This is a genomic window from Lentzea aerocolonigenes (genome assembly GCF_000974445.1).
Classification (GTDB): Bacteria; Actinomycetota; Actinomycetes; order Mycobacteriales; family Pseudonocardiaceae; genus Lentzea; species Lentzea aerocolonigenes.
Map to the genome: position 1 here is coordinate 1 of NZ_BBOJ01000041.1, position 21,678 is coordinate 21,678.

Consider the following 21,678-nt stretch of genomic DNA (forward strand, 5'->3'; position numbering starts at 1 on the left):
GTTCGGTCTCGGGTAGCTGGGCCAGCGCCAGATCGACCGCCTCGATGTGGTCGCGGGCGTTCCAGGGGGAGGCGTTGCCCGGCCGCAACTGGGCGAGCAGGGTCTCCCCGGTGCCGTGCTCGCCGTGATCGACGAACGCGCACATCGGCGCGAACCCGAAACCCCGTTTGTGGGTGCCGGTGGCGTGTTGTTTGTCCGAGTGCGCGGTCACCAGTGTCGCGTCGATGTCCACGATCACCAGTCCGCCGTCACGGGTCCCAGCTCGCCCGGCCAGTGGCCGCCGCCGCGCCCATACCGCCGCCCGTGCCTGGGCACGAGCGGCGCGGATCGCCGCCAGCGACGCGCCGATGTCGGCGGCGAGTGTGCTGACCAGCCGTGACACCGTCGGGTCGCTGGCCACAGGGCCGAACAGCCCCGGCTGGGCGCGCACGAGGGCGAGATCGGCCAGGCAGTCTCCGCCCAGCGCGACCGCGATCGCGACATCGCAGAGGATCTTGCCCGGATCATGCGTGGCACGCCGGCCCCGCCACGGCGTCAGCGCGCCCGATAACGCCCGCTGCGCCCCGGACAGCCGCAGGGTCTGCCGCAGCAACACCGCGCCCGCCGACGACACCAACGACTCACGAGCCGGATCAAGAACCAGACACGGACCTGCGCTACGCTTCACCTGCGGAGTGCCTTCCTGTTCGGTGTATCTGATGTCTTCGCAAACACCAGTTTTCCTTACAGGACAGGCACTTCCGCGCATTCAGAGGCGTGTCACCTCAGATCAGGTGAAATCCCGAGGCTAGGCCACGGTGCGGGTGGCCGTCCAGTACTCATCGCTGGGGAAGGTGTCCTCGGGCGTCCCCGCGATCCACGGCACCCCGGTCGCGATGCCGCCGCGGCGCTCCGACGCGATGTGGGACACCAGGTGCCGGGCGTCGTCCGCGACGCCACAGAACCGGCCAGAGCCCCAGGTGTGCTGCCAGGGCAGTCCGATGAAGTAGAGCCCAGGGCAGCTGGTGACACCGCGCTCGTGCGTGGGGTAACCGCGCCCGTCGAAGACGGGGACGTCGATCCAGCGGTGGTCGCGGCCGAAACCCGTGCTCCACACCACCGAGGTGATCCCGGACAGGTCCAGTTCGGACGGTTGGGTGTCCGGCGTCCACACCGGCTCGTACCTGGCCTCGGCGGGCGCGTCGACACCGCGGGCGAGGACGTGGGCGTCGATCGAGTCCTTGATCCCCTCCGACACCGCGTCGGCGTGGTCGAGGTTCTTGATCAGGTCTGGCGCGAACCTCGCGAGGCCGTCGCGGATGTCGGTGAGCCTGCCGTAGAGCCGCATCCCGTCACGGGCGAACGCCCGCAGATCGATGTCGCGGCCACCATCGCGACCGGTGACGTAGTGGTTCGCCCGCAACCGCACCGCGTCGGCGTCCTCGAACTCGTCGATGCCACGCCGGTAGTACCCCATGTCCTCCAGCCACGCCACCACGTCGCGCCCCCGGTAGGACCGCGCGACCCGCGGTGCGCTGCCCACCGCCAGATGCACCTGCCGGCCGGCCAGGTGCAGGTCCTCGGCGATCTGGCAGCCGGACTGCCCCGTACCGACGACGAGCACCTCACCCGGTGGCAACGCCTCGGGATTGCGGTACTCGGAGGAGTGCAGCTGCACCACGTCCGCGGGCACGCGCTCGGCGATCCTCGGCTTGAGCGGCACCTGGTACGGCCCGGTGGCCAGCACGACGTGATCAGCGGTGAGCTCGCCGTGCGTCGTGGACACCCGGAAGCCGCCGCCTTCACGGCGCCGGAGCCGGACCGCCGTCACGCCTTCGACGAGCGGGCAGTCGAAGGACGTCACGTAGTCCTCGAGGTAGCGCACGATCTCGTCGCGGACCATGAACCCGTCGGGATCGCTTCCCCGGTAAGGAAAACCGGGCAACTGGCACTGCCAGTTCGGGGTCACCAGGCAGAAGGAGTCCCACCGCCGGTTCCGCCACTCGCCACCGGGACGATCGCGCTCCAGCACGACGTGGTCGATACCCGCGAGGTTCAGGCAGTAGCTGGTGGACAGCCCGGCCTGCCCTCCGCCCACGACGACCACCGTGCGGTGAACCCCGTCCAGGTCGGTGCTCATCGCTCGAACCCCTCGACCACGATCCTGGCCTGCTGGTCGGCGAACTCGGCCGCCTTCAGCTCGATGTCGACCAGCTGCGCCTCCGCCTGGGCACACCCGAACCCGTGGATCTCGCGCACCCGTTCCGATGCCTCCGTCAGCGCTTTCCTGCTCAACGCGACGAATTCCACCAAAGGATAGGAGCCGCCCGCACGGAAGTACTCCTCGACAACGGTCGAAGGCGAATAGCATCTGTTAACCGAGTCGTCCGGCCAGCGCACGCGGAACAGAACTTCAGGCACGGTTGCCTCCCCGCAGTCCGTTGATGACACGGACAAGTTCAACCGTGAATCATTTCCGTTCCGTTTCATCCGGAACATCGCCGGGTTACGCGTCCTGGGCTTTGTTACAGATGCCTATGTGCGTTGGGCGCAGCTCGATCGTGAGGTTCCGCGATTTTTCCCTGACTCAACAAAGAGGCAAGTCGTTGACACAACCGATACAGGAACATGACGCCGACGACACAGAAGATGGTTAACTGAAATCTGTTTCCCCGATGGTCAGATCTTTTCGAAAACGCCCGCCAGGGCCTGTCCGCCACCGATGCACATGGTCTCCAGCCCGTAGCGGACGTCGCGGCGCACCACCTCCCTGGCGAGCGTGGCCGGCACGCGCGCACCGGCCGGCGGTCGATCTGGATGCCGGACGCGGTGGCGGGAAGTCCGGTGTCCAGCGCGGCCACCCGGCCGATCGCGGGTGCGCGTCTCACCCGCGCGAAACCCGGCGCCGGTTCCCACCTCTGACGATCATCGCTACGGCCTTGTGCGTGCCGAAAGCGCATCCATGCAGGTCAAGCGACACAGCGATACTCGGGGACGACTCCGCCGGGACGGCGACGCCATCGGACACACGAACCGCCCACAATGGACTTTTGGGGCAGTCCGCCCCGCCGGCGCCGAAAGTTTGGGCGCCTCTGAAGCGGTCCACATCGAACCGATCTCATGGGCGTCCCGTAATCCCGGGGGTGAGCAGAACAGTGGCGGCCGCAACTCTTGTCGTGGTCGCGTGTTTGTCTGCGTGTTCCGAATCGGCGGCGCCTCAGGACTCGTTCGGCGACTCCGAGGAGATCCGGACGGTCACGCCGACCTGGATCAGCGATCTGCGGATCGTCGGCGACAGCAGCGACGACGAGTCCTGCTCGTGGTCCGCGAGCTATCCCGCGGTTCCGGGCGCCGACGCCCTCACGGCCACCCTGCGCTCAGCCGTGGAAACCCGCCTGCCCGTCTTCGGGCGCAGTGAGAACAGAGGCTGTTCGGGCGAGACCGCGAATCTGGACGTCGACATCGACTTCGAGTTCCTCGCCGCCGCGGGCGACGTCATCGGGGTCCAGCTCACCACCTTCGACTACAGCGGCGCGGGTGACGGCATCAGCTCCGCCTCGTACTGGTTCGACGGCCGCACTCGCCAGTCGGTCCCCTCGACCGCGCTCATCGCCGAGGACGCGACCGACCGGTTGGTCACGGCGTTCGCGAAGGCGTTGTCCGGCAAGGCAGGCGTGCAGGGCGACGGCCTGAAGGACGCTCTCGGGTCTGAGTTCCGCGCTGGGAAACTGAACGACCTGTCCTTCACCACGGGCGGCGCGCTGGTGGCCGACCTCGACCGAGGCACCGCCGCCGTGCCACCCGCGGGCCGGGTGCGGGCGGTGATCCCCGCGGCGGAGGCGACGGCGTTGCTCTCCGACCTCGGCCGCCGCGCCCAGGAGCAGGCCGTCAGGCCGACGAACCGGCTGACCATCGGGGACACGCCCGCGCCACCACCACCTCCTGCGCCTACCAGCCCGGTCACCCCTCCGCCCGCGGCCGAGGTGAACTGCCAGGAGGTCAAGTGCGTCGCGCTGACGTTCGACGACGGCCCAGGCCCGTTCACCGCGCAACTCCTCGACACGCTGGCCCAGCACGACGCTCGCGCCACGTTCTTCGTCGTCGGGCAGAACGCCACCTACAACGCCGCCCTGGTGCGCAGAGTGGCCGAAGCCGGGCACGAGATCGGCAACCACAGCTGGTCGCACCCCGACCTGACCAAGCAGACCGAGGAGCAGATCCGCGAGCAGCTGTCGCGCACCGAACAGGCCGTGAAGACCGCGACCGGCCACGCCCCGACGCTCGTCCGGCCGCCCTACGGAGCCATGAACGACAAGGTGCGTGCCAACGCCGGCAAGCCGCTCGTCCTGTGGAGTGTGGACACCGAGGACTGGAAGTTCCACGACAGCGCCAAAGTCGCCCAGACCGTCATCAGCACCGTCAAGCCCGGCGACATCGTCCTGATCCACGACATCCACCAGACGTCAGTGGCCGCCGTGCCCGCGATCCTCAACGCCCTGAAGGAACGCGACTACCACTTCGTGACGACCAGCCAGCTCTTCGGCACGACGCCGCTGGCCGCGGGCACCACCTACAGCTCGAACCCGGCCGCGGCCGACCGCTCCTGAAAGGTCGTCATTCGCGCCCTCGGACGATCGTCGGTTCGCCATCGGCGTCGAGGTCCGGCACCACCGGATCGCCGGGGCAGGCTCCGCGACCGGTTGGCGACCCTCGACACGTCCGCGCGGGCGCTGCTGCTCAGCCGGCGAGTTCCGCTCGCGATCCACGCTCGGCGGACACACCGCTCATCGAGCTCACGTGCTTCGGACGCGCAAGCCGTCGAACGCCACGGTGGCCACGGTTTCGGCGAGGTCGGCACTGGTGAGGCCGCCCTGGGGCCGGTACCACTCGATGATCGAGTTGACCATGCCGAACAGGAGGCGGGTGATCATGGCCGGGTGGACGTCGGCCCGCAGGTCGCCTTCCGCCGCGGCCTGCGCGACGAGGTCGGTGACGACGTGGTCGAACTCGCGGCGGCGGGCGAGGGCGTTGCGCTCGGTTTCGGTGTTGCCGCGGACCCGCAGGAGGAGCGTGACGAAGGGCAGTTCGTCGATCAGGACGGTGATGCTGCCGCGGACCAGGTGTTCGAGGCGGTCGATGGCGCGGCCGCCTACCGGTTCGAGTTTGGTCACCTCGGCGAACAGGCCGTCGAGTGCGCGGTCGACAGCAAGGCTGAGCAGGGCTTCCTTGCTGGGCACGTGGTGGTAGATCGCGGACTTGGCGACGCCCAGGCGGGTGGCGAGGTCCTGGATGCTGGTGCCGTCGTAGCCGCGCTCGTAGAACAGCTCGGCGGCCGCCTTCAGCAGGGTTTCCAGGTCGTAGCCCGGTCGTCCGCGGCGGCGCGCCTTGCCGTTCTCCGTGGTGGTCATGCCGTGCAGTGTCCCAAACGGCGTCAGCCCCGCCCGCGTGCTGTCACCATTGGTAGAAGCCCTTCCCCGACTTGCGGCCCAGCTGCCCGGCTCTGACCTTGTCCCGCAGCAACCGCGGTGGGGCGAAGCGGGGCCCGAGCTCACGTTCGAGGTGCTCCGCGATGGCGAGCCGCACGTCCAGGCCGACGAGGTCGGTGGTGCGCAGCGGTCCGATCGGGTGCCGGTAGCCGAGGGTCATCGCGCGGTCGATGTCCTCGGCGGACGCGACGCCCTCCTCCAGCATGCGCATCGCTTCCAGGGCGATCGCGACGCCGAGGCGGCTGCTGGCGAAGCCCGGCGAGTCCCGCACGGTGATCGCGCGCTTGCCGAGGCAGCGCACCCACTCCCGGGCCTGCCCGACCAGTCCCGGCGCGGTGCGAGCGCCGACCACTACCTCGACCAGGTCGCTCGCCGGGACCGGGTTGAAGAAGTGAAGGCCGACGAGAACGGACGGGTTCGGGAGCGCGGAGGCGAGGTCGTCGATCGACAACGAGCTGGTGTTGGTGCCGATGACGGCCGCGGGGGCGAACCGGGCGATCGTGGCGAGCACCCGGTACTTCAGGTCGGCGAGCTCGGGCACGGCCTCGACCACGAGCGACGCCGAGGCGAGCGAGGACGGGTCCGTGGTGACCGAGATGCCACCGGCGACCTCGATGCCCTTCTCGGCTGCCTTGGCCAGGGTCTTCTCGACGCGCACACGCGCGTCGGAAGCGGCCGCTCGGGTCTCGACGATGGTGACGGTGCTACCGGCCACGGCGAACGCGTGCGCGATGCCGGCACCCATGCGGCCGCCACCGTAAACACCGACGGAAACGGGGAAGGTCGTCACGGGCGCTCCAGCAGCAATGCCGAGCCCTGGCCGACGCCGACGCACATCGTGGCCAGGCCACGCCGGTCACCTGCCCGCTCCAGCCTGCCCAGCAGCGTGATGACGATCCGCGTGCCCGAGCAGCCGAGCGGGTGACCCAGCGCGATCGCACCACCGTCGGAGTTCACGATCCCGGGGTCCAGGCCGAGGTCGCGGATGCAGGCGAGCGACTGGGAGGCGAAGGCCTCGTTCAGCTCGACGGCGTCCACATCGGACAACGACCACCCCGCCCGGTCGAGCACCTTCCGCGTCGCGGGAACAGGTCCGATGCCCATGATCTCGGGAGCGACGCCGACACTCGCCCCCGCGACGATCCGGGCTCGCGGCTGCAGTCCGTGTGCCGCCGCATACCGTTCACTCACCACGATGACAGCGGCCGCGCCGTCGTTGAGCGGGCTGGAGTTGCCCGCGGTGATCACGCCACCGGGGCCGTGGACCGGCCGCAGACCGGCGAGCTTGGCCAGGCTGGTGTCGGCGCGCGGTCCCTCGTCCTCCGCCACCTCGCCGACCGGCACGATCTCGGCGGCGAACCGGCCGTTCTTCTGCGCGTCGACGGCGCGCTGGTGCGACAGCAGCGCGAACTCGTCGAGCTCCTCACGGGTCAGCTTCCACTGCTGGGCGACGCGTTCGCCGGTCTGCGGCATCGACGCCGTGGTGTCCGCGTCGAACGCCGGGTTGGTGAAGCGCCAGCCGATCGAGGTGTCGAAGGACGCGCCGGGACGGGCGAACGCCTTGCTCGGCTTCTCGGTCACCCACGGCGCGCGCGTCATCGACTCGACGCCGCCGGCGATCACCACGTCCGCGTCACCGGCGGCGATCATCTGCCTGGCGGTCGCGAGCGCGGTCATCCCGGAGGCGCACAGGCGGTTGACGGTGAAGCCCGGCACGGTGTCCGGCAGCCCGGCGAGCAGGCCCGCCATGCGGGCCACGTTGCGGTTATCCTCCCCCGCCTGGTTCGCCGCGCCGAAGACGATCTCGTCCACGTCCGCCGGGTCGATGCCCGTGCGTTCGACGGCCGTGCGCACGACGAGCGCGGCGAGGTCGTCCGGACGGGACTTGGCGAGGGCGCCGCCGTAGCGGCCGATCGGCGTGCGCACGCCGTCGAGGACGAATGCCTCGTGCATGGAACTCCTCAAGTCTCAGGCGTCGAAGTCGACGATCACGGTGTCGCTGATGGGGAAGGTCTGGCAGGTCAGCACGAAGTCGCGAGCGACCTCGTCGGGTTCGAGCGCGTAGTTGCGGACCATGTCGGCCTTGCCGTCGCGGATCCGCGCCCGGCAGGTGCCGCACACACCGCCCTTGCAGGCGAACGGCACATCGCCGCGCACCTGCTGGGCGGAGTCGAGGATCGTGCGGTCGCGACGCATCGACGTGGTGGTCGTCCGGCCGTCCAGCACGACGGTGACCTCGCTGGTGTCGCCCTCGACGGCGTTCTCGACGTGCCGCAACCGAGGCGGCGGCAGGTCCACGTAGAAGAGTTCGAAGTGGACTTTCTCCGGCGGAACTCCCAGCGAGGCAAGCACTTCGCGGGCTCCGGTGAGCATCTCGAACGGCCCGCACAGCCACACGTGGTCCATCTCCGCGACGGGCACGAGCCGGGTGAGCAGTTGCCGCAACCGGTCGGCGTCGAGCCTGCCGGAGAACAGCTCGACGTCCCGTGGCTCGCGCGACAACACGTGCACGAGGTCGAACCGGGTGTTGTGCGCGTTCTTCAGGTCTGCGAGCTCTTCCGCGAACATCACCGTGTTCGTGGTCCGGTTGCCGTAGAGCAACGTCACGCGCGCGTCCGGGTTGTCCAGAACGGTCGAAGCGATCGAGAGCATCGGCGTGATGCCCGAGCCCGCCGCGATGCACAGGTGACGACCGCCCTCGGCCGGGTCGGCGCGGAAGCTGCCGGACGGCGCCTGCACCTCCACGGAGTCTCCTGGCCGGACGTCGCGCACCAGCCAGCTGGAGAACAGACCGCCGGGGATCTCCCGCACGCCGATCCGCGGCGGCGAGCCGACCGGCGCGCAGATCGAGTAGGTCCTGCGGTGCTCGACGCCGTCCACGACCCGGCGCACCGTGAGCGACTGCCCGGCCGCGAACGAGAACACCTCGCGGAGGTCGTCCGGCACGGCGAAGGTGATCGCCGCGGCGTCGTCGGTGACCCGGTCGACCGCCGACACGGCCAGCGGGCGGAAAGCCATGTCAGATCTCCTTCACGTGGTCGAAGGGCTCGAGGCACGCGCGGCACCGGTACAGGGCCTTGCACGCGGTCGAACCGAACTCCGAGGTGAGCTCGACGTCCTCGGAATCGCAACGGGGACAACGATTCGCGCGCCTGACCGGCCCCAGCGAGAGCAGCACCGGACCATCGCGCCGCGGTGCGGGCCCTGGCGGTGAGATGCCGGCGTCGGCGAGGGCCGTCCTCCCCGCGGGGGTGATCCAGTCGGTCGTCCAGGCAGGCTGCAGCGCGATCTTGACCTCGACGTCCGCGAAGCCCTCGGAGCGCAACGTCCGCACGAGGTCGTCGCGCATCGTCGCCATCGCCGGGCAGCCGGAGTAGGTGGGCGTGATCGACACGACGACCCCGCCCAGCGCTGACACTTCGACGTCGCGCAGCACACCGAGATCCGCCAGCGTCAGCATCGGCAGTTCCGGATCGACCACCGTGGCGGCCACGGCACGGGCACGTTCCAGCACGGTCACCACAGCCCCCTCGGGTGTGCCCTGGCGACGCTCTGCATCTCCGCCAGGAGGTCCGTCAACGCCTCGGTGTGCACGCACTCGCGACCGAGACCACGAGCCGGTGCGACTTCGGGCCTGGACACGTCAGCGGCCGCGAACACCTGGTCCAGCACGACTTCCACGCCGGCGGGCGCATCGAGCTCCGGCCAGAACGCCCACAGCCCGTCGAGGGCGTCGAGCACCCGCCGGCGGGACTCGGCGGTGCCGCGGGCGAGCGTGACGAACCAGCGGGCCGCGAAGTCGCGGTGGTACGCGAGTTCCTTGCGGCCCTTCGCGGCGACGGCGGCGAGCACCGCGTCCGGGTGCGCCGCCATCGACTCGAACTCCGCCAGCCGACAGGTGCTCAGCAGCAGCAACCGGGTGATCGCCTCCGCGAAGTCGCCGTTGGGCAGCTCGGCCATGGTCACGTTGCGGAACTCCGCCGGAGAGCGGAAGAAGGCCAGTGCGTCCTCCGCGGGCACCGGCGAGTCGTCCGGCAACGCCGGTACCACGGACGGGTCAGCGGCCGCGGCCCGCGCCAGGAGCAGCCGCGCCTGGCCGAGCAGGTCCAGCGCGACGTTCGCGAGCGCGATGTCCTCCTCGAGGTCTGGTGCGCGGCTGCACCACTCTGAAAGTCGTTGGGAGAGCACGAGAGCGTCGTCACCGAGCATCAGGCAGTACCGCGCGAGTGAAGCCGGGTCGACACCGTCCGGGACGGTCGTGTCCACGCCGGCCAGCGGGTCCTCGAAGTCGGTGCCGAACGCCCAGTGCGCGTCGTTCCCGAGCAGGTCGTCGCTGATCATCAGGCCTCACAGGTGGGGAACGTGCGCGGGGATGTCGTAGAACGTGGGGTGCCGGTAGACCTTGTCCCCGCTCGGCGCGAACATCGGGTCCTTCTCGTCGGGACTGGACGCGGTGATCTCGCACGCGCGCACGACCCAGATGGACACTCCTTCGTTGCGCCGGGTGTAAACGTCCCGTGCGTGCATCAGGGCGAACCTGTCGTCGGGTGCGTGCAGCGATCCGACGTGCACGTGGTTGAGGCCGCGCTTGCCGCGCAAGAACACCTCGTAGAGCGGCCATTCGCTCATCGCGCACCCTCCTCGGCGAACGCCACCGCCGCGTCCCGCACCCAGGCGCCGTCCTCGTGGGCCCTGCGCCGGCGATCGAGCCGCTCGGCGTTGCACGGGCCGTTCCCCTCGACCACGGCCCAGAACTCGTCCCAATCCGGCTCGCCGAAGTCGTGCGCCCGCCGCTCGGAGTTCCACCTCAGTTCCGGGTCGGGCAGCGTCACCCCGAGCGCACGGGCCTGCGGGACGGTCATGTCGACGAACTTCTGCCGCAGCTCGTCGTTGGTGTTGCGCTTGATGCCCCAGGCCATGGACTGCCCGGTGTGCGGCGAGGCGTCGTCGGGCGGGCCGAACATCATCAGCGCGGGCCACCAGAACCGGTCGACGGACTCCTGCACCATCGCCCGCTGCTCCTCCGTGCCGCGCATCATCGTCATCAGCAGCTCGTAACCCTGCCGCTGGTGGAACGACTCCTCCTTGCAGATGCGGATCATCGCCCGGCCGTAGGGACCGAAGGAGGTGCGGCACAACGGCACCTGGTTGCAGATCGCGGCACCGTCGACGAGCCAGCCGATCGTGCCGACGTCGGCGTAGGACGGCGTCGGGTAGTTGAAGATCGACGAGTACTTCTGCTTGCCGCTCAACAGCTTCTCGGTCAACTCGCGCCGCGCCGTGCCGAGCGTCTCGCACGCCGAGTACAGGTAGAGCCCGTGTCCCGCCTCGTCCTGCACCTTGGCGAGCAGGATCGCCTTGCGCCGCAACGAGGGCGCCCGCGAGATCCAGTTGCCCTCCGGTTGCATGCCGATGATCTCGGAATGCGCGTGCTGGGCGATCTGTCTGATCAGCGTCTTGCGGTAGGCCTCTGGCATCCAGTCTCGCGGCTCGATCCGGTCGCCCCGCGCGACGGTCGCCTCGAAGTGCTCCGCGAGCTCCGTTTCCGTGACGGTCATCGCGCCTCTCTCGATTTACTGACCGAACGTTCTGTATTACCGTGACACACGGAGCACGGCCTTCGCAAGGGAGAGGAATCTGTGACAGTGACTGCACTTCTGGAGAGTTACGCCTCGGGCCGATGGTTCCGCGCACACGCCGACGGTGAACCACTGCTCGACGCGGCGACCGGCGAGGAGGTCGCCCGCGTGTCCAGTCAAGGCCTGGACCTGAGCGCCATGGTCGAGCACGCCAAACGCGTTGGCGGCCCGGCGATCCGCGAGCTGACGTTCCACCAGCGCGCCGCGCTGATCAAGGAACTGGCCAAGCACCTCAGCGCGCACAAGGACGCCCTGTACGAACTGTCGTTCCGCACCGGCGCCACCAAACGCGACTCGCTCGTCGACGTCGACGGCGGGATCGGCACGCTGTTCAGCTTCGCGAGCAAGGGAGTGCGCGAGCTGCCGAACGACACCGTCGTGCTGGACGGCGGTCTCGAACGCCTCGGCCGCGAGGGCACGTTCCTCGGCCAGCACCTCTACACCTCGCGCCCCGGTGTCGCGGTGCAGATCAACGCCTTCAACTTCCCGGTGTGGGGCATGCTCGAGAAGCTCGCGCCGGCGTTCCTCGCCGGGTTGCCGAGCATCGTCAAGCCCGCCAGCCAGGGCGCCTACCTCGCCGAGGCCGTCGTGCGGCAGATCATCGAGTCCGGGATCCTGCCGGAAGGATCGCTGCAGTTGTTGTGCGGCAGCCCGCGCGGCCTGCTCGACGTGCTGGACGAGCAGGATTCCGTTGCCTTCACCGGATCCGCGCACACCGCGGGCATCCTGCGCAGCCACCCGAACGTGCAGCACGGCGGCGTTCGTCTTGGCGTGGAGGCCGACTCGCTCAACTGCTCGATCCTCGGGCCCGACGTGCGGGCAGGCGATCCCGAGTTCGACCTGTTCGTCAAGGGCGTCGTCACCGAGATGACGGTGAAGGCCGGTCAGAAGTGCACCGCGATCCGGCGGACGATCGTGCCGGAGTCCATTGCGGACAGTGTGGTGGACGCGATCTCCGCGCGCCTGGCCAGGATCACGGTGGGAAACCCGGCCGACGAGACCGTGCGGATGGGCGCGTTGGCGTCGCTCGACCAACGGCAGGAGGTGCGCAAGGCGATCGCGTCCCTGCGCAACTCCGCCGAGATCGTGTTCGGTGACCCGGACGACGTGCAGCTGGTGGACGCCGACGCCGACCGCGGCGCCTTCCTCTCCCCCGTGCTGCTGCGCGCCCGCGCCGGTGCCGCCGAACCGCACGACGTCGAGCCCTTCGGCCCGGTCAGCACCGTGCTCACCTATCGCACCACGACCGAGGCGATCGAGCTGGCGGCACGGGGCAAGGGCAGCCTCGTCGGCTCGCTCGTGACGCACGATCCCGGCGTCGCACGACAGGTGGTGCTGGGAGTGGCACCGTGGCACGGCCGGATCCTGGTGCTCGACCGCGACGACGCCGCCGAGTCGACCGGCCACGGGTCGCCGTTGCCGATGCTGGTGCACGGTGGACCCGGCCGCGCCGGTGGCGGCGAGGAGCTCGGCGGTGTGCGGGGCGTGCTGCACCACATGCAGCGCACCGCGGTGCAGGCGTCGCCGGACATGCTGACCGCGATCACCGGACGCTGGACCCCGGGGTCTCGTCGCGTGGTCGACGAGGTGCACCCGTTCCGCAAGTCGTTGGCGGAACTGAAGATCGGTGACACCGTCGAGTCGGCGAGCCGGCAGGTGACCCTCGCGGACATCGACCACTTCGCCGAGTTCACCGGTGACACGTTCTACGCGCACACCGATCCCGAAGCGGCGGCGGCGAATCCGTTGTTCGGCGGGATCGTGGCGCACGGCTATCTGGTGGTGTCGCTGGCGGCCGGGCTGTTCGTCGAGCCGAACCCCGGACCGGTGCTCGCCAACTTCGGCGTGGACCATCTGCGGTTCCTCACTCCGGTGAAGGCCGGCGACACGATCGCCGTGCGGCTGACGGTCAAGCAGATCACTCCGCGCACCAACGCCGAGTACGGCGAAGTGCGGTGGGACGCCGTGGTGACGAACCAGGACAACGACCCGGTCGCCACCTACGACGTGCTGACGCTGGTCGCCAAGCGATAGGGCACGGCCTGCTCGCCCGCCGGCTGATCACCCCCGTGGGACGATGAGCCGGTGAGCGAGCAGGCACCTCGGCGCGGGCGGTGGAAAGCGCCCTACAACCTCGAGCGGCTGCTGGAGGTCGCGGTGCGGGTGTTCACCGAACGCGGTTACGACGGCACCAGCCTCCAGCACCTCACGCAGGCGTCGGGGTTGTCGCGTTCCTCGATCTACCACCACGTCGAGAGCAAGGAACAACTCCTGCGGCTCGGCCTGGAACGCGCGCTGGAACCGTTGATGGCGAGCACGACCGAGGACGGTGCGACGTCAGGACGCGCGCTCGACCGGCTCACCTACCTGATCAAGCGCAACGTCGAGATTCTCGCGGCCGAACTGCCGTACGTCCGGTTGCTGCTGAGCGTGCACGGCAACACCGAGACCGAACGGTGGGCGCTGGAGCAGCGCCGCACGTTCGACAAGTTCGTCGCCGGTGTCGTGCAGGAGGCGATCGACGACGGCGACGTGCGCGGCGACCTCGACGCTCGCACCACCGCCCGGCTGATCTTCGGCACGATCAACTCGCTGGCCGAGTGGTACCGGCCGGCCCGCGGACGCGAGCCGGCCGGCCAGATCTGCTCGATGATCCTGCACGGCATCCAGACCTGAGCTACAGGTCCGCCATCGCCGACTTCGGCGCCTCGATGCAGTCGGCGACGAACCGGAGGAAGCCGCCCGCCGTGCCGCCGTCGCAGACGCGGTGGTCGAACACGAGCGAGAGCTGCACGATGTGCCGCACCGCGATCTCTCCTCCGACCACCCACGGCCGGGGCAGGATCCGCCCCATCCCGAGGATCGCGACCTCGGGGTGGTTGATGATCGCGGCACTGCCGTCGACCCCGAGCACCCCGTAGTTGTTCAGGGTGAACGAGCCCGAGCTGAGTTCGGCGGCGGTCGCGGTTCCTTCGCGCGCGGCGGCGGTGAGCCTGCGGATCTCGGCGTCGAGGCCGCGCATGCTCAGGCGGTGCGCGTCCTTGATCGCCGGGACCACGAGGCCGCGGTCGGTCTGCGCGGCGAGGCCGAGGTTGACGCCGTCGAGGTGGGTGATCTCGCCGCGTTCGGTGTCGACCCGGGAGTTCAGCTCCGGGAAGCGGGCGAGGCCCGCCACCACGAACCTGGCGACCATCGCGAGGATTCCCGGTGCCGCACCGGTTTCCTTCAGCTCGGCGCGGAGGTCGAGCAGTGCCGTCGCATCGACGTCCACCCACGTCGTCGCTTCCGGGATCTCGGTGCGGCTGCGGGTCAGGGTCGTCGTGACGGCCTTGCGCATGCCCGTCAGCGGCACTCGGGTGCGGATCGGCAGGCCGGTGCGCTGGTCCACGTCACTCACGACCGCCACTGGCTGCGGCACGGCGACAGGCTCGGGTGCGGCAGCTGCTTCGACGTCGCGGCGCATGATCAGACCGTCGGGCCCGGTGCCGGTCAGCGAGGTGAGGTCGACGCCCTTGTCACGGGCGAGGCGGCGCACGATCGGTGACTGCACGGCGGGTCGTTCCCCGTTCCGGGTCTGCCTCGTGGGCGCGGAACGGGGAACGGCCCTTCTCCGGCGGCGGCGAGACGCGTCCGCCCCCGAAGTTCCGTAGCCGATCAGGACGTTGCCCGAACCGGCACGTTCTTCCTCTACATAGGACTCCGCAGCGGAAGTCCCCGCCTCGACCGTGATCAACGGCGAGCCGACCTGGAGGGTGGCGCCTTCCTCGCCGTGCAGCTGTGCGATCACACCGCCGAACGGCGAGGGCACCTCGACCATCGCCTTGGCCGTCTCGACCTCGGCGACGGGCTCGTCCACCGCGACGGGGTCACCGGTCTTGACGAGCCACCGGATCAGCACGGCCTCGGTGAGGCCCTCGCCGAGGTCGGGCAGGTCGAACACCTGGGTGCTCATGCGACTTCGTCCTCCCACTGCAGCGTGTCGACGGCGTCGAGGATCCGGTCCACGCCGGGCAGGAAGTGGTGCTCCAGCTTCGGTGGCGGATAGGGCACGTCGAACCCGGTGACCCGGCGAACCGGCGCTTCGAGGTGGTGGAAGCAGCGTTCCCCCACCCGTGCCGCGATCTCCGAGGCGACCGAGGCGAATCCCGGTGCCTCGGCGACCACGACCGCCCTGCCGGTCCTGCGGACCTCGGCGCACACGGTCTCGTCGTCGAACGGGACGATGGAGCGCAGGTCGACCACGCCCAGGTCCCTGCCTTCGGTCGCGGCCTGCTCGGCGGCGGCCAGGGCGACCGGCACGGACGGGCCGTAGGCGATCAACGTGGCGTCCCTGCCCGGTCGCCGGACCACCGCCCGGCCGATCGGCGGCACGGGCACCGACACGTCGACTTCTTCCTTGGCGAAGTAGTGCTTCTTGGGTTCCAGGAAGACCACCGGGTCGGAGCCGGCGATCGCCGCGCGCAGCAGGCCGTAGGCGTCGGCGTTGGTGGCCGGTGCGACAACGGTCAGGCCCGGGGTGTGCGCGTAGTAGGCCTCGGACGAGTCGCAGTGGTGCTCCACGCCGCCGATCCCGCCGGCGTAGGGAATGCGGATCACGATCGGCAGCCGCACCTTGCCGCGCGTGCGGTTGCCCAGCTTCGCGACGTGGCTGACGATCTGCTCGAACGCGGGGTACGCGAAGGCGTCGAACTGCATCTCGACGACCGGGCGCATGCCGTTCATGGCCATGCCCACCGCCATGCCGACGATCCCGGACTCCGCGAGCGGGGTGTCGAACACCCGGCTCTCGCCGAACTCCTGGTGCAGCCCGTCGGTCACGCGGAACACCCCGCCGAGCTGGGCGACGTCCTCACCGAACACCACGACCGAGTCGTCCTCGGCGATGGCGTCGCGCAGTGCGGTGTTGATCGCCTGCGCCATGGTCATCTTCGGGGCGCTCATCAGGCTTCCTCGAGTTCGAGCTCGGCCCGCAGCGTCGCGCGCTGTTCCGCCAGCTGTGGGGTGGGTGTGGAGTACACGTGGGCGAACAGGTCCTCGGGATCGGCGACCGTCTCGGCGCCGACTCCGGCCCGGACCGCCGCCGCCATCTCCTCCGCGGCCGCGGCGATTTTCTTCTCGCGGTCGTCGTCGAGCGCACCGACCGCCGTCAGGTAGGTGCGAACGCGCAGCAGCGGATCACGCGGAAGCCACTCGGTGACCTCGTCGTCGGCCCGGTAGCGGGTGGCGTCGTCGGCGTTGGTGTGGGACTCGATGCGGTAGGTGTCCGCCTCGACCAACGTCGGCCCCTCCCCCGCGCGAGCCCGTGCGACGGCCTCGCCGAGCACCTTTTCCAACGCCGGCAGGTCGTTGCCGTCCACCCGGAAACCCGGCATGCCGTAGCCGATCGCCTTGACCGCGAGCGACGGCGCGACCGACTGACGGGCCAAAGGCACCGAGATCGCGTACTTGTTGTTCTGCACGAAGAACACCACCGGCGCACGGAACACGGCGGCGAAGTTGCAGGCCTCGTGGAAGTCGCCCTCGCTGGTCGCGCCGTCACCGCACAACGCCATGACCACCGTGTCCTCACCCTTGAGCCGAGCCGCGTGCGCGACGCCGACGGCGTGCAACAGCTGCGTGGCGAGCGGCGTGGCCTGAGGCGCGACCTTGTGCTCGTTCGGGTCGTATCCGCAGTGCCAGTCGCCGCGCAACAAGGTGAGCACCTCGACCGGGTCCACTCCCCGCGCGGCGATCGCGGCCGTGTCCCGGTAGGTCGGGAACAGCCAGTCGCCCTCCGCCAGCACTGACGCGCACGCGACCTGGCAGGCCTCCTGCCCGCGAGAGGACGGATACACGGCCAACCGGCCCTGACGGACCAGCGCCCCGCACTGCTCGTTCAGCCTGCGAGCGAACACGAGTTTGCGGTACCCCTCGGCCAGCGCCTCGGCGTCGGGCGCCGGCGCTCCCCTGACCAGGCGGCCGGTCTCGTCGAGCAACCGGGCCGGGGTGATGGCCGCCTTGAGCTGACCGGCACTCAATCCACACCTCCACGTGGCTTTACAGTTGTCACGAATATTGCCTAGATTGACGGTCATTCGGCCAGGTCCCAGAAGCGGTGCGAGACGATTGACTTGTCTGCACGATTCAGCAGATCCGATTGGCTCGATGCGCCGCACTTTTGACCCCGGGAGCGAGACACGTGGACACGGAACTGGACGAGATCGACCGCCGGATCCTGCGCGAACTGGAGTCGGACGGACGGTTGTCCGGCCGAGCCCTGGCCGAACGCGTGACGATCTCGCGCGCGAACGCCTACGCCCGGTTCGAGCGTCTCGTGGCGGACGGGGTGATCACCGGTTTCACCGCGCGGGTCGACCCGCTGAAGGTCGGGTTGACCACGTCGGCCTACGTGGCGATGACGGTGCGGCAGAACAACTGGCGCGATCTGCAGGCCGCGCTGCGGGCGATCCCGGAGGTGCGGCACATGGCGCTGGTGGGCGGCGAGTTCGACGTGATGCTGCTCGTCAGGTCGGAGGACAACAACGCGTTGCGCCGTGTCGTCCTCGAACAACTGCAGACCATTCCCGGAGTGCTGTCGACCAAGACGTTCCTGATCTTCGAAGACGCCGAGAACTGACCCTTGAACCCCCAACGATCGATCGGCTCCCCGAGCCGGACGGAGGATGTGGCGCATGACCGTGCGAACCCGTGCTGACCTGGCTTCCCTGCCCGCCTACGTGCCCGGCAGGACCATTCCCGGCGCCATCAAGCTCGCGAGCAACGAGGTGTCCGCCGGGCCGCTGCCCAGCGTCGTCAAGGCGATCGCCGAAGCAGCCACCGGTATCAACAGGTACCCCGACTCCGGCTGCGTCGAACTCACCGGCAGGCTCGCCGACAAGCTCGGCGTCCCCACAGACCACCTCGCGATCGGCTGCGGCTCGGTGACCCTGTGCCAGCAGCTCGTCCAGGCGACCTGCGCCGAGAACGACGAGGTGCTGTTCGCGTGGCGCTCGTTCGAGGCCTACCCGATCGTCGTGCACGTCGCGGGCGCCAAGCAGGTCCGCGTGCCACTGACGTCGGAGCACGGGCACGACCTGGACGCGATGGCCGCGGCGATCACGCCCAACACCCGCATGGTGTTCGTGTGCAACCCGAACAACCCCACGGGCACCGCGCTGCGCACCGAAGAGATCGAGGCGTTCATCGCCCGCGTGCCCTCCGACGTGCTCGTCGTGATCGACGAGGCCTACAAGGAATTCGTCGACGACACCCACATCCCCGACGGCGTCGAACTCGCCAAGCAGCAGTGGGCCGCCGGTCGGGACAACGTCGCGGTGCTGCGCACGTTCTCCAAGGCCTACGGCCTCGCCGGCCTGCGCATCGGCTACGCGGTCGCCCAGCCGCACGTCGCCGAGGCACTGCGCAAGGTCTACGTGCCGTTCTCCGTCAACGCCCTCGCCCAGGTCGCCGCCATGGCCTCACTGGACGCCGAGGACGAGCTGATGGTCCGCTGCCGCGCGATCGTCGCCGAACGCACCCGCGTCCGCGGTGAACTGCTCGCGATGGGCTACGACATCCCGCCGACCCAAGCCAACTTCGTGTGGCTGCCACTGGGCGAACGCACCACCGCGTTCAACGAACACTGCCTGGCACACAAGGTCGTCGTGCGCGCATTCGCAGGCGAAGGCGCCCGCGTGACCATCGGCGAGCCCGAGGAGAACGACGCCTTCCTCGCGGCAGCACGCGCGTTCACTTCATGAGCAGCTGAACGATGGCCGCGACCTACCGAGGTCGCGGCCTCTCCTTCGGATCAGCCGGCCGAGAGCGATCTCGAAGGGTGTGCGCCGGGTCAGCGGTAGCGCGGCGCCCTGGCGGCCTTGCGCCGGTCGAGCGTCTGCAGCAGCGGCATGGTGCGGAACGGGATGATCGCCGAGAGCACGACGATGCTGTCGGAACGGGAGACGAAGCGGGAGCGGCCGATCTCGATCAACGCCTCCTGCAACCCCTGGTGCGACTGGGCCGCGACCCGGCACAGGACGTCGCTGGTACCGGTGGTGGCGTACGCCTCGAGCACACCGGGGATCGCGGCCAGGTCCTCGGCCACCTTGTCGAGCTCGCCCTGGACGGTCTGCAGCTGGACGAAGCACTGCACCGCGAAGCCCGCGGCCGTCAGGTCGATGTGCGGCTGGTAGCCGGCGATCACGCCGGCCTCCTCGAGCTTGCGCAGCCTGGCCTGCACGGTCGCCCTCGCGACGTGGATGCGGCGTGCCGTCTCGAGCACACCGATCTGCGGATGCTCGGCGAGCGACTCCAGGAGGGCGAAGTCGATGTCGTCGAGCTGAGCGGCCTCGCTCATGGCGCCCCTTGCTAGACAATTTGCATAGTTGCGACGGGGTTCGTCTGTACGAGAGTAGCAGCATGAGCGTCGTTCTTTGACGATATTGCCCAGCTTCTCGCAGTCCCCGCATGCTCCGTGACCAGACCACACCGGCCCGCCGAGCACCTGCTGGAGGAAGCGACATGACCGTCGAAGACACCCTGACCGCGGAGGAGAAGCTCGCCGGCCTCGACGCCGAGCAGCTCAGGCAGCTGGTCGGCCTCGTCGACCACGACGAGACCCAGGACCAGTTCCCGGTCAGCGGCTGGGACTCCATCGTGTTCGTCGTCGGCAACGCCACTCAGGCCGCGAGCTACTACCAGGCGACCTGGGGCATGGAGCTGGTCGCCTACTCCGGCCCGGAGAACGGCAACCGCGACCACAAGGCGTTCGTGCTCAAGTCGGGCTCGATCCGCTTCGTTCTCAAGGGTGCTGTCCACCCGGACAGCCCGCTGGTCGCCCACCAGGCGAAGCACGGCGACGGCGTCGTCGACATCTCTCTCGAGGTGCCCGACGTGGACAAGTGCATCGCCCAGGCGAAGAAGGCCGGAGCCACTGTCCTCGAGGAGCCGCACGACCTGACCGACGAGCACGGCACCGTCCGCGTCGCCGCGATCGCGACGTACGGCGAGACTCGGCACACGCTCGTCCAGCGCGTCGTCGGCGGTGTCCGCTACGACGGCCCCCATCTCCCCGGCTACCAGCCGGCGTCGAGCACGTTCGTGAAGCGCGAGGGTGCGCCGAAGCGTCTCTTCCAGGCTCTCGACCACATCGTCGGCAACGTCGAGCTCGGGAAGATGGACGAGTGGGTGGGCTTCTACAACCGGGTCATGGGCTTCGTGAACATGGCGGAGTTCATCGGTGACGACATCGCCACCGACTACTCCGCACTGATGTCGAAGGTGGTCGCCAACGGCAACCACCGGGTGAAGTTCCCGCTCAACGAGCCGGCCGTCGCGAAGAAGAAGTCGCAGATCGACGAATACCTCGAGTTCCACCGCGGCCCCGGCGCCCAGCACCTGGCGCTCGCGACCAACGACATCCTGCGCACCGTCGACGAGCTGCGCAAAGCCGGCGTCGACTTCCTCGACACCCCCGACGCCTACTACGACGACCCCGAGCTGCGCGCCCGCATCGGTCACGTCCGGGTGCCGGTCGAGGAGCTGAAGAAGCGCGGCATCCTGGTCGACCGCGACGAGGACGGTTACCTGCTGCAGATCTTCACCAAGCCGCTCGGTGACCGGCCGACGGTCTTCTTCGAGCTGATCGAGCGCCACGGGTCGTTGGGCTTCGGCAAGGGCAACTTCAAGGCCCTCTTCGAGTCCATCGAGCGCGAGCAGGATCGCCGTGGCAACCTCTGACGAGCTGGTCCGCGCCCTGGTCGACGACGCAGGGCTGTTCCCGCCGGAGGAGCTCGGCATGGCCGCCGCCGTCGCCCGTCACCGGGCAGACCAGGCAACCGCGAGTCCGGTGCTGACGAACCGCTTCGTGTGCCCGGTCGTCCGGTTCGCCGAGCTGCGGGAGCACCTGACCGACCGGGACCGGATCGAGCTGATCGCCCTCGGACCGGCCACCTGGACGACCTGCCGGGAGATCGAGGCGGTGCTGGACGACCCGCGCCTGGTGCTGCGCGGGTTCGAGACCGCCCTGCCCGCCGGGGCGGCCGAACGCGAGGAGGCGCTCGCCGTGGCCGACGCGCTCGCCGCCGGGGTCCCGGGCCTCGAGGTCCACGTCGAGGTCGGCGTCCGCCCGGTGCACGGGGCCGACCTCGACCTGCTGGCCCTGCACGGCCACCGGGCGAAGGTCCGCTGTGGCGGCGTACGGCGTGAGATGTTCCCGTCCGCGGCCGAGCTGGCCGCGTTCCTCGTCGCCGCCGCCGAGCGGGGTCTTCCGTTCAAGGCCACCGCCGGGCTGCACCACGCGATCACCCACACCGACGGCACGACCGGTTTCGACCACTTCGGCTTTCTCGACCTGGTCGCGGGGACAGCCCTCGCGGTCACCGGCGCACCTGTCGCCGAGGTCGAGGCGACTCTGCTGGAGCGCGATCCCGCAGCGGTCGTCGAGGCCACCGCGGGCCTGCCCGCGGACACCGCCCGCGAGGTGCGGGACCTGTTCCGCTCCTTCGGCTCCTGCAGCACCAGCGAGCCCGTCGACGACCTGGCCGCGCTGGGTCTCGCCGTCACCGCCTTCCGGCACTGAACCTGAGGAACACGCG

General features: G+C 69.6%; 22 protein-coding genes and 1 pseudogene. 7 read left to right on the forward strand and 16 right to left on the reverse strand.

Going from position 1 to position 21,678, the window contains the following annotated elements:
- From AOM45_RS47145 to AOM45_RS53360, 4 genes and pseudogenes are all read right to left on the reverse strand, one after another.
- Positions 1-667, reverse strand: a 667-nt coding sequence (locus AOM45_RS47145; RefSeq protein ID WP_174517983.1) for a transposase, incomplete at its 3' end; no start/stop codon positions are given.
- 120 nt (positions 668-787) lie between these two features.
- On the reverse strand, positions 788-2,119 hold the full coding sequence (locus AOM45_RS47150; RefSeq protein ID WP_030474180.1) for an MSMEG_0569 family flavin-dependent oxidoreductase: 1,332 nt from the start codon (positions 2,117-2,119) through the stop codon (positions 788-790).
- Complete coding sequence (locus AOM45_RS47155) at positions 2,116-2,400, reverse strand: MSMEG_0570 family nitrogen starvation response protein (RefSeq protein ID WP_030474181.1); 285 nt, start codon at positions 2,398-2,400, stop codon at positions 2,116-2,118. Before AOM45_RS47155 ends, AOM45_RS47150 begins: the two co-directional genes overlap by 4 nt.
- Positions 2,401-2,658: 258 nt before the next feature.
- Positions 2,659-2,778, reverse strand: a pseudogene (locus tag AOM45_RS53360) (acetyl-CoA C-acyltransferase); the annotation flags it as partial.
- 344 nt (positions 2,779-3,122) lie between these two features.
- On the opposite strand from AOM45_RS53360, the gene AOM45_RS49005 reads away from it, so the two are divergent.
- Entirely contained in the window at positions 3,123-4,586 is a 1,464-nt protein-coding gene (locus AOM45_RS49005; protein WP_162185781.1) for a polysaccharide deacetylase family protein, read from the forward strand.
- 186 nt (positions 4,587-4,772) lie between these two features.
- Here the strand turns inward: AOM45_RS49005 and AOM45_RS47165 are convergent, their stop codons facing one another.
- The 8 genes from AOM45_RS47165 to paaA are packed head-to-tail and all read right to left on the reverse strand — an operon-like array spanning position 4,773 to position 11,023.
- A complete protein-coding gene (locus AOM45_RS47165; RefSeq protein WP_030474183.1) occupies positions 4,773-5,387 on the reverse strand; it encodes a TetR/AcrR family transcriptional regulator in 615 nt (204 codons plus the stop codon).
- Between the two features lie 43 nt (positions 5,388-5,430).
- The gene (locus AOM45_RS47170) at positions 5,431-6,255 is read right to left on the reverse strand and encodes a 3-hydroxyacyl-CoA dehydrogenase family protein (protein WP_030474184.1); all 825 of its coding nucleotides are present in this window, start codon (positions 6,253-6,255) and stop codon (positions 5,431-5,433) included.
- Positions 6,252-7,418, reverse strand: coding sequence for a thiolase family protein (locus tag AOM45_RS47175; RefSeq protein ID WP_030474185.1), 1,167 nt, complete (start codon positions 7,416-7,418; stop codon positions 6,252-6,254). The genes AOM45_RS47170 and AOM45_RS47175 overlap by 4 nt, the downstream gene beginning before the upstream one ends.
- Positions 7,419-7,433: 15 nt before the next feature.
- A complete protein-coding gene (gene paaE / locus AOM45_RS47180) occupies positions 7,434-8,483 on the reverse strand; it encodes a 1,2-phenylacetyl-CoA epoxidase subunit PaaE (RefSeq protein ID WP_030474186.1) in 1,050 nt (349 codons plus the stop codon).
- Between the two features lies 1 nt (position 8,484).
- On the reverse strand, positions 8,485-8,976 hold the full coding sequence (gene paaD, locus AOM45_RS47185; protein WP_156094494.1) for a 1,2-phenylacetyl-CoA epoxidase subunit PaaD: 492 nt from the start codon (positions 8,974-8,976) through the stop codon (positions 8,485-8,487).
- A gap of 5 nt (positions 8,977-8,981) precedes the next feature.
- On the reverse strand, positions 8,982-9,806 hold the full coding sequence (gene paaC, locus AOM45_RS47190; RefSeq protein ID WP_030474188.1) for a 1,2-phenylacetyl-CoA epoxidase subunit PaaC: 825 nt from the start codon (positions 9,804-9,806) through the stop codon (positions 8,982-8,984).
- Between the two features lie 6 nt (positions 9,807-9,812).
- Positions 9,813-10,094, reverse strand: coding sequence for a 1,2-phenylacetyl-CoA epoxidase subunit PaaB (gene paaB, locus AOM45_RS47195; RefSeq protein WP_030474189.1), 282 nt, complete (start codon positions 10,092-10,094; stop codon positions 9,813-9,815).
- Positions 10,091-11,023: a 1,2-phenylacetyl-CoA epoxidase subunit PaaA gene (gene paaA / locus AOM45_RS47200; protein ID WP_030474190.1), complete on the reverse strand. Its 933-nt coding sequence runs from the start codon at positions 11,021-11,023 to the stop codon at positions 10,091-10,093. Before paaA ends, paaB begins: the two co-directional genes overlap by 4 nt.
- A gap of 87 nt (positions 11,024-11,110) precedes the next feature.
- On the opposite strand from paaA, the gene paaZ reads away from it, so the two are divergent.
- Both paaZ and AOM45_RS47210 read left to right on the forward strand, forming a co-directional pair.
- Positions 11,111-13,138, forward strand: a complete 2,028-nt coding sequence (gene paaZ, locus AOM45_RS47205) for a phenylacetic acid degradation bifunctional protein PaaZ (RefSeq protein WP_030474191.1) — start codon at positions 11,111-11,113, stop codon at positions 13,136-13,138.
- Between the two features lie 51 nt (positions 13,139-13,189).
- Positions 13,190-13,780, forward strand: a complete 591-nt coding sequence (locus AOM45_RS47210; protein ID WP_051784862.1) for a TetR/AcrR family transcriptional regulator — start codon at positions 13,190-13,192, stop codon at positions 13,778-13,780.
- 1 nt (position 13,781) lies between these two features.
- Here the strand turns inward: AOM45_RS47210 and AOM45_RS47215 are convergent, their stop codons facing one another.
- From AOM45_RS47215 to pdhA, 3 genes are read right to left on the reverse strand one after another with little or no spacing between them, the layout of a single operon-like run.
- Positions 13,782-15,056, reverse strand: a complete 1,275-nt coding sequence (locus tag AOM45_RS47215; RefSeq protein WP_030474193.1) for a dihydrolipoamide acetyltransferase family protein — start codon at positions 15,054-15,056, stop codon at positions 13,782-13,784.
- Entirely contained in the window at positions 15,053-16,045 is a 993-nt protein-coding gene (locus AOM45_RS47220; protein ID WP_030474194.1) for an alpha-ketoacid dehydrogenase subunit beta, read from the reverse strand. The genes AOM45_RS47215 and AOM45_RS47220 overlap by 4 nt, the downstream gene beginning before the upstream one ends.
- Positions 16,045-17,121, reverse strand: a complete 1,077-nt coding sequence (pdhA, locus tag AOM45_RS47225; protein ID WP_030474195.1) for a pyruvate dehydrogenase (acetyl-transferring) E1 component subunit alpha — start codon at positions 17,119-17,121, stop codon at positions 16,045-16,047. Before pdhA ends, AOM45_RS47220 begins: the two co-directional genes overlap by 1 nt.
- Positions 17,122-17,282: 161 nt before the next feature.
- Here pdhA and AOM45_RS47230 point away from each other — a divergent pair, with 161 nt between their 5' ends.
- Both AOM45_RS47230 and hisC read left to right on the forward strand, forming a co-directional pair.
- Positions 17,283-17,720: an Lrp/AsnC family transcriptional regulator gene (locus AOM45_RS47230; protein ID WP_030474196.1), complete on the forward strand. Its 438-nt coding sequence runs from the start codon at positions 17,283-17,285 to the stop codon at positions 17,718-17,720.
- Between the two features lie 55 nt (positions 17,721-17,775).
- On the forward strand, positions 17,776-18,843 hold the full coding sequence (gene hisC, locus AOM45_RS47235; RefSeq protein WP_059363072.1) for a histidinol-phosphate transaminase: 1,068 nt from the start codon (positions 17,776-17,778) through the stop codon (positions 18,841-18,843).
- Between the two features lie 89 nt (positions 18,844-18,932).
- Here hisC and AOM45_RS47240 read toward each other — a convergent pair whose 3' ends face one another.
- On the reverse strand, positions 18,933-19,439 hold the full coding sequence (locus AOM45_RS47240) for an Lrp/AsnC family transcriptional regulator (RefSeq protein WP_030473995.1): 507 nt from the start codon (positions 19,437-19,439) through the stop codon (positions 18,933-18,935).
- A 164-nt stretch (positions 19,440-19,603) separates the two neighbouring features.
- Here AOM45_RS47240 and hppD point away from each other — a divergent pair, with 164 nt between their 5' ends.
- Positions 19,604-20,821, forward strand: coding sequence for a 4-hydroxyphenylpyruvate dioxygenase (gene hppD / locus AOM45_RS47245; protein WP_030473994.1), 1,218 nt, complete (start codon positions 19,604-19,606; stop codon positions 20,819-20,821).
- Positions 20,808-21,662, forward strand: a complete 855-nt coding sequence (locus tag AOM45_RS47250; protein WP_051784821.1) for a hypothetical protein — start codon at positions 20,808-20,810, stop codon at positions 21,660-21,662. Before hppD ends, AOM45_RS47250 begins: the two co-directional genes overlap by 14 nt.
- Positions 21,663-21,678 lie beyond the last annotated feature (16 nt).

What these genes read in the sequence shown, in the direction of transcription:
- AOM45_RS47175 (WP_030474185.1), bottom strand. Translation starts at nt 7,418, where the DNA reads ATGCACGAGGCATTCGTCCTCGACGGCGTGCGCACGCCGATCGGCCGC.
- AOM45_RS47240 (WP_030473995.1), bottom strand. Translation starts at nt 19,439, where the DNA reads ATGAGCGAGGCCGCTCAGCTCGACGACATCGACTTCGCCCTCCTGGAG.
- hisC (WP_059363072.1), top strand. Translation starts at nt 17,776, where the DNA reads ATGACCGTGCGAACCCGTGCTGACCTGGCTTCCCTGCCCGCCTACGTG.
- AOM45_RS47220 (WP_030474194.1), bottom strand. Translation starts at nt 16,045, where the DNA reads ATGAGCGCCCCGAAGATGACCATGGCGCAGGCGATCAACACCGCACTG.
- AOM45_RS47165 (WP_030474183.1), bottom strand. Translation starts at nt 5,387, where the DNA reads ATGACCACCACGGAGAACGGCAAGGCGCGCCGCCGCGGACGACCGGGC.
- AOM45_RS47215 (WP_030474193.1), bottom strand. Translation starts at nt 15,056, where the DNA reads ATGAGCACCCAGGTGTTCGACCTGCCCGACCTCGGCGAGGGCCTCACC.
- paaE (WP_030474186.1), bottom strand. Translation starts at nt 8,483, where the DNA reads ATGGCTTTCCGCCCGCTGGCCGTGTCGGCGGTCGACCGGGTCACCGAC.
- AOM45_RS47150 (WP_030474180.1), bottom strand. Translation starts at nt 2,119, where the DNA reads ATGAGCACCGACCTGGACGGGGTTCACCGCACGGTGGTCGTCGTGGGC.
- paaA (WP_030474190.1), bottom strand. Translation starts at nt 11,023, where the DNA reads ATGACCGTCACGGAAACGGAGCTCGCGGAGCACTTCGAGGCGACCGTC.
- paaC (WP_030474188.1), bottom strand. Translation starts at nt 9,806, where the DNA reads ATGATCAGCGACGACCTGCTCGGGAACGACGCGCACTGGGCGTTCGGC.
- hppD (WP_030473994.1), top strand. Translation starts at nt 19,604, where the DNA reads ATGACCGTCGAAGACACCCTGACCGCGGAGGAGAAGCTCGCCGGCCTC.
- paaB (WP_030474189.1), bottom strand. Translation starts at nt 10,094, where the DNA reads ATGAGCGAATGGCCGCTCTACGAGGTGTTCTTGCGCGGCAAGCGCGGC.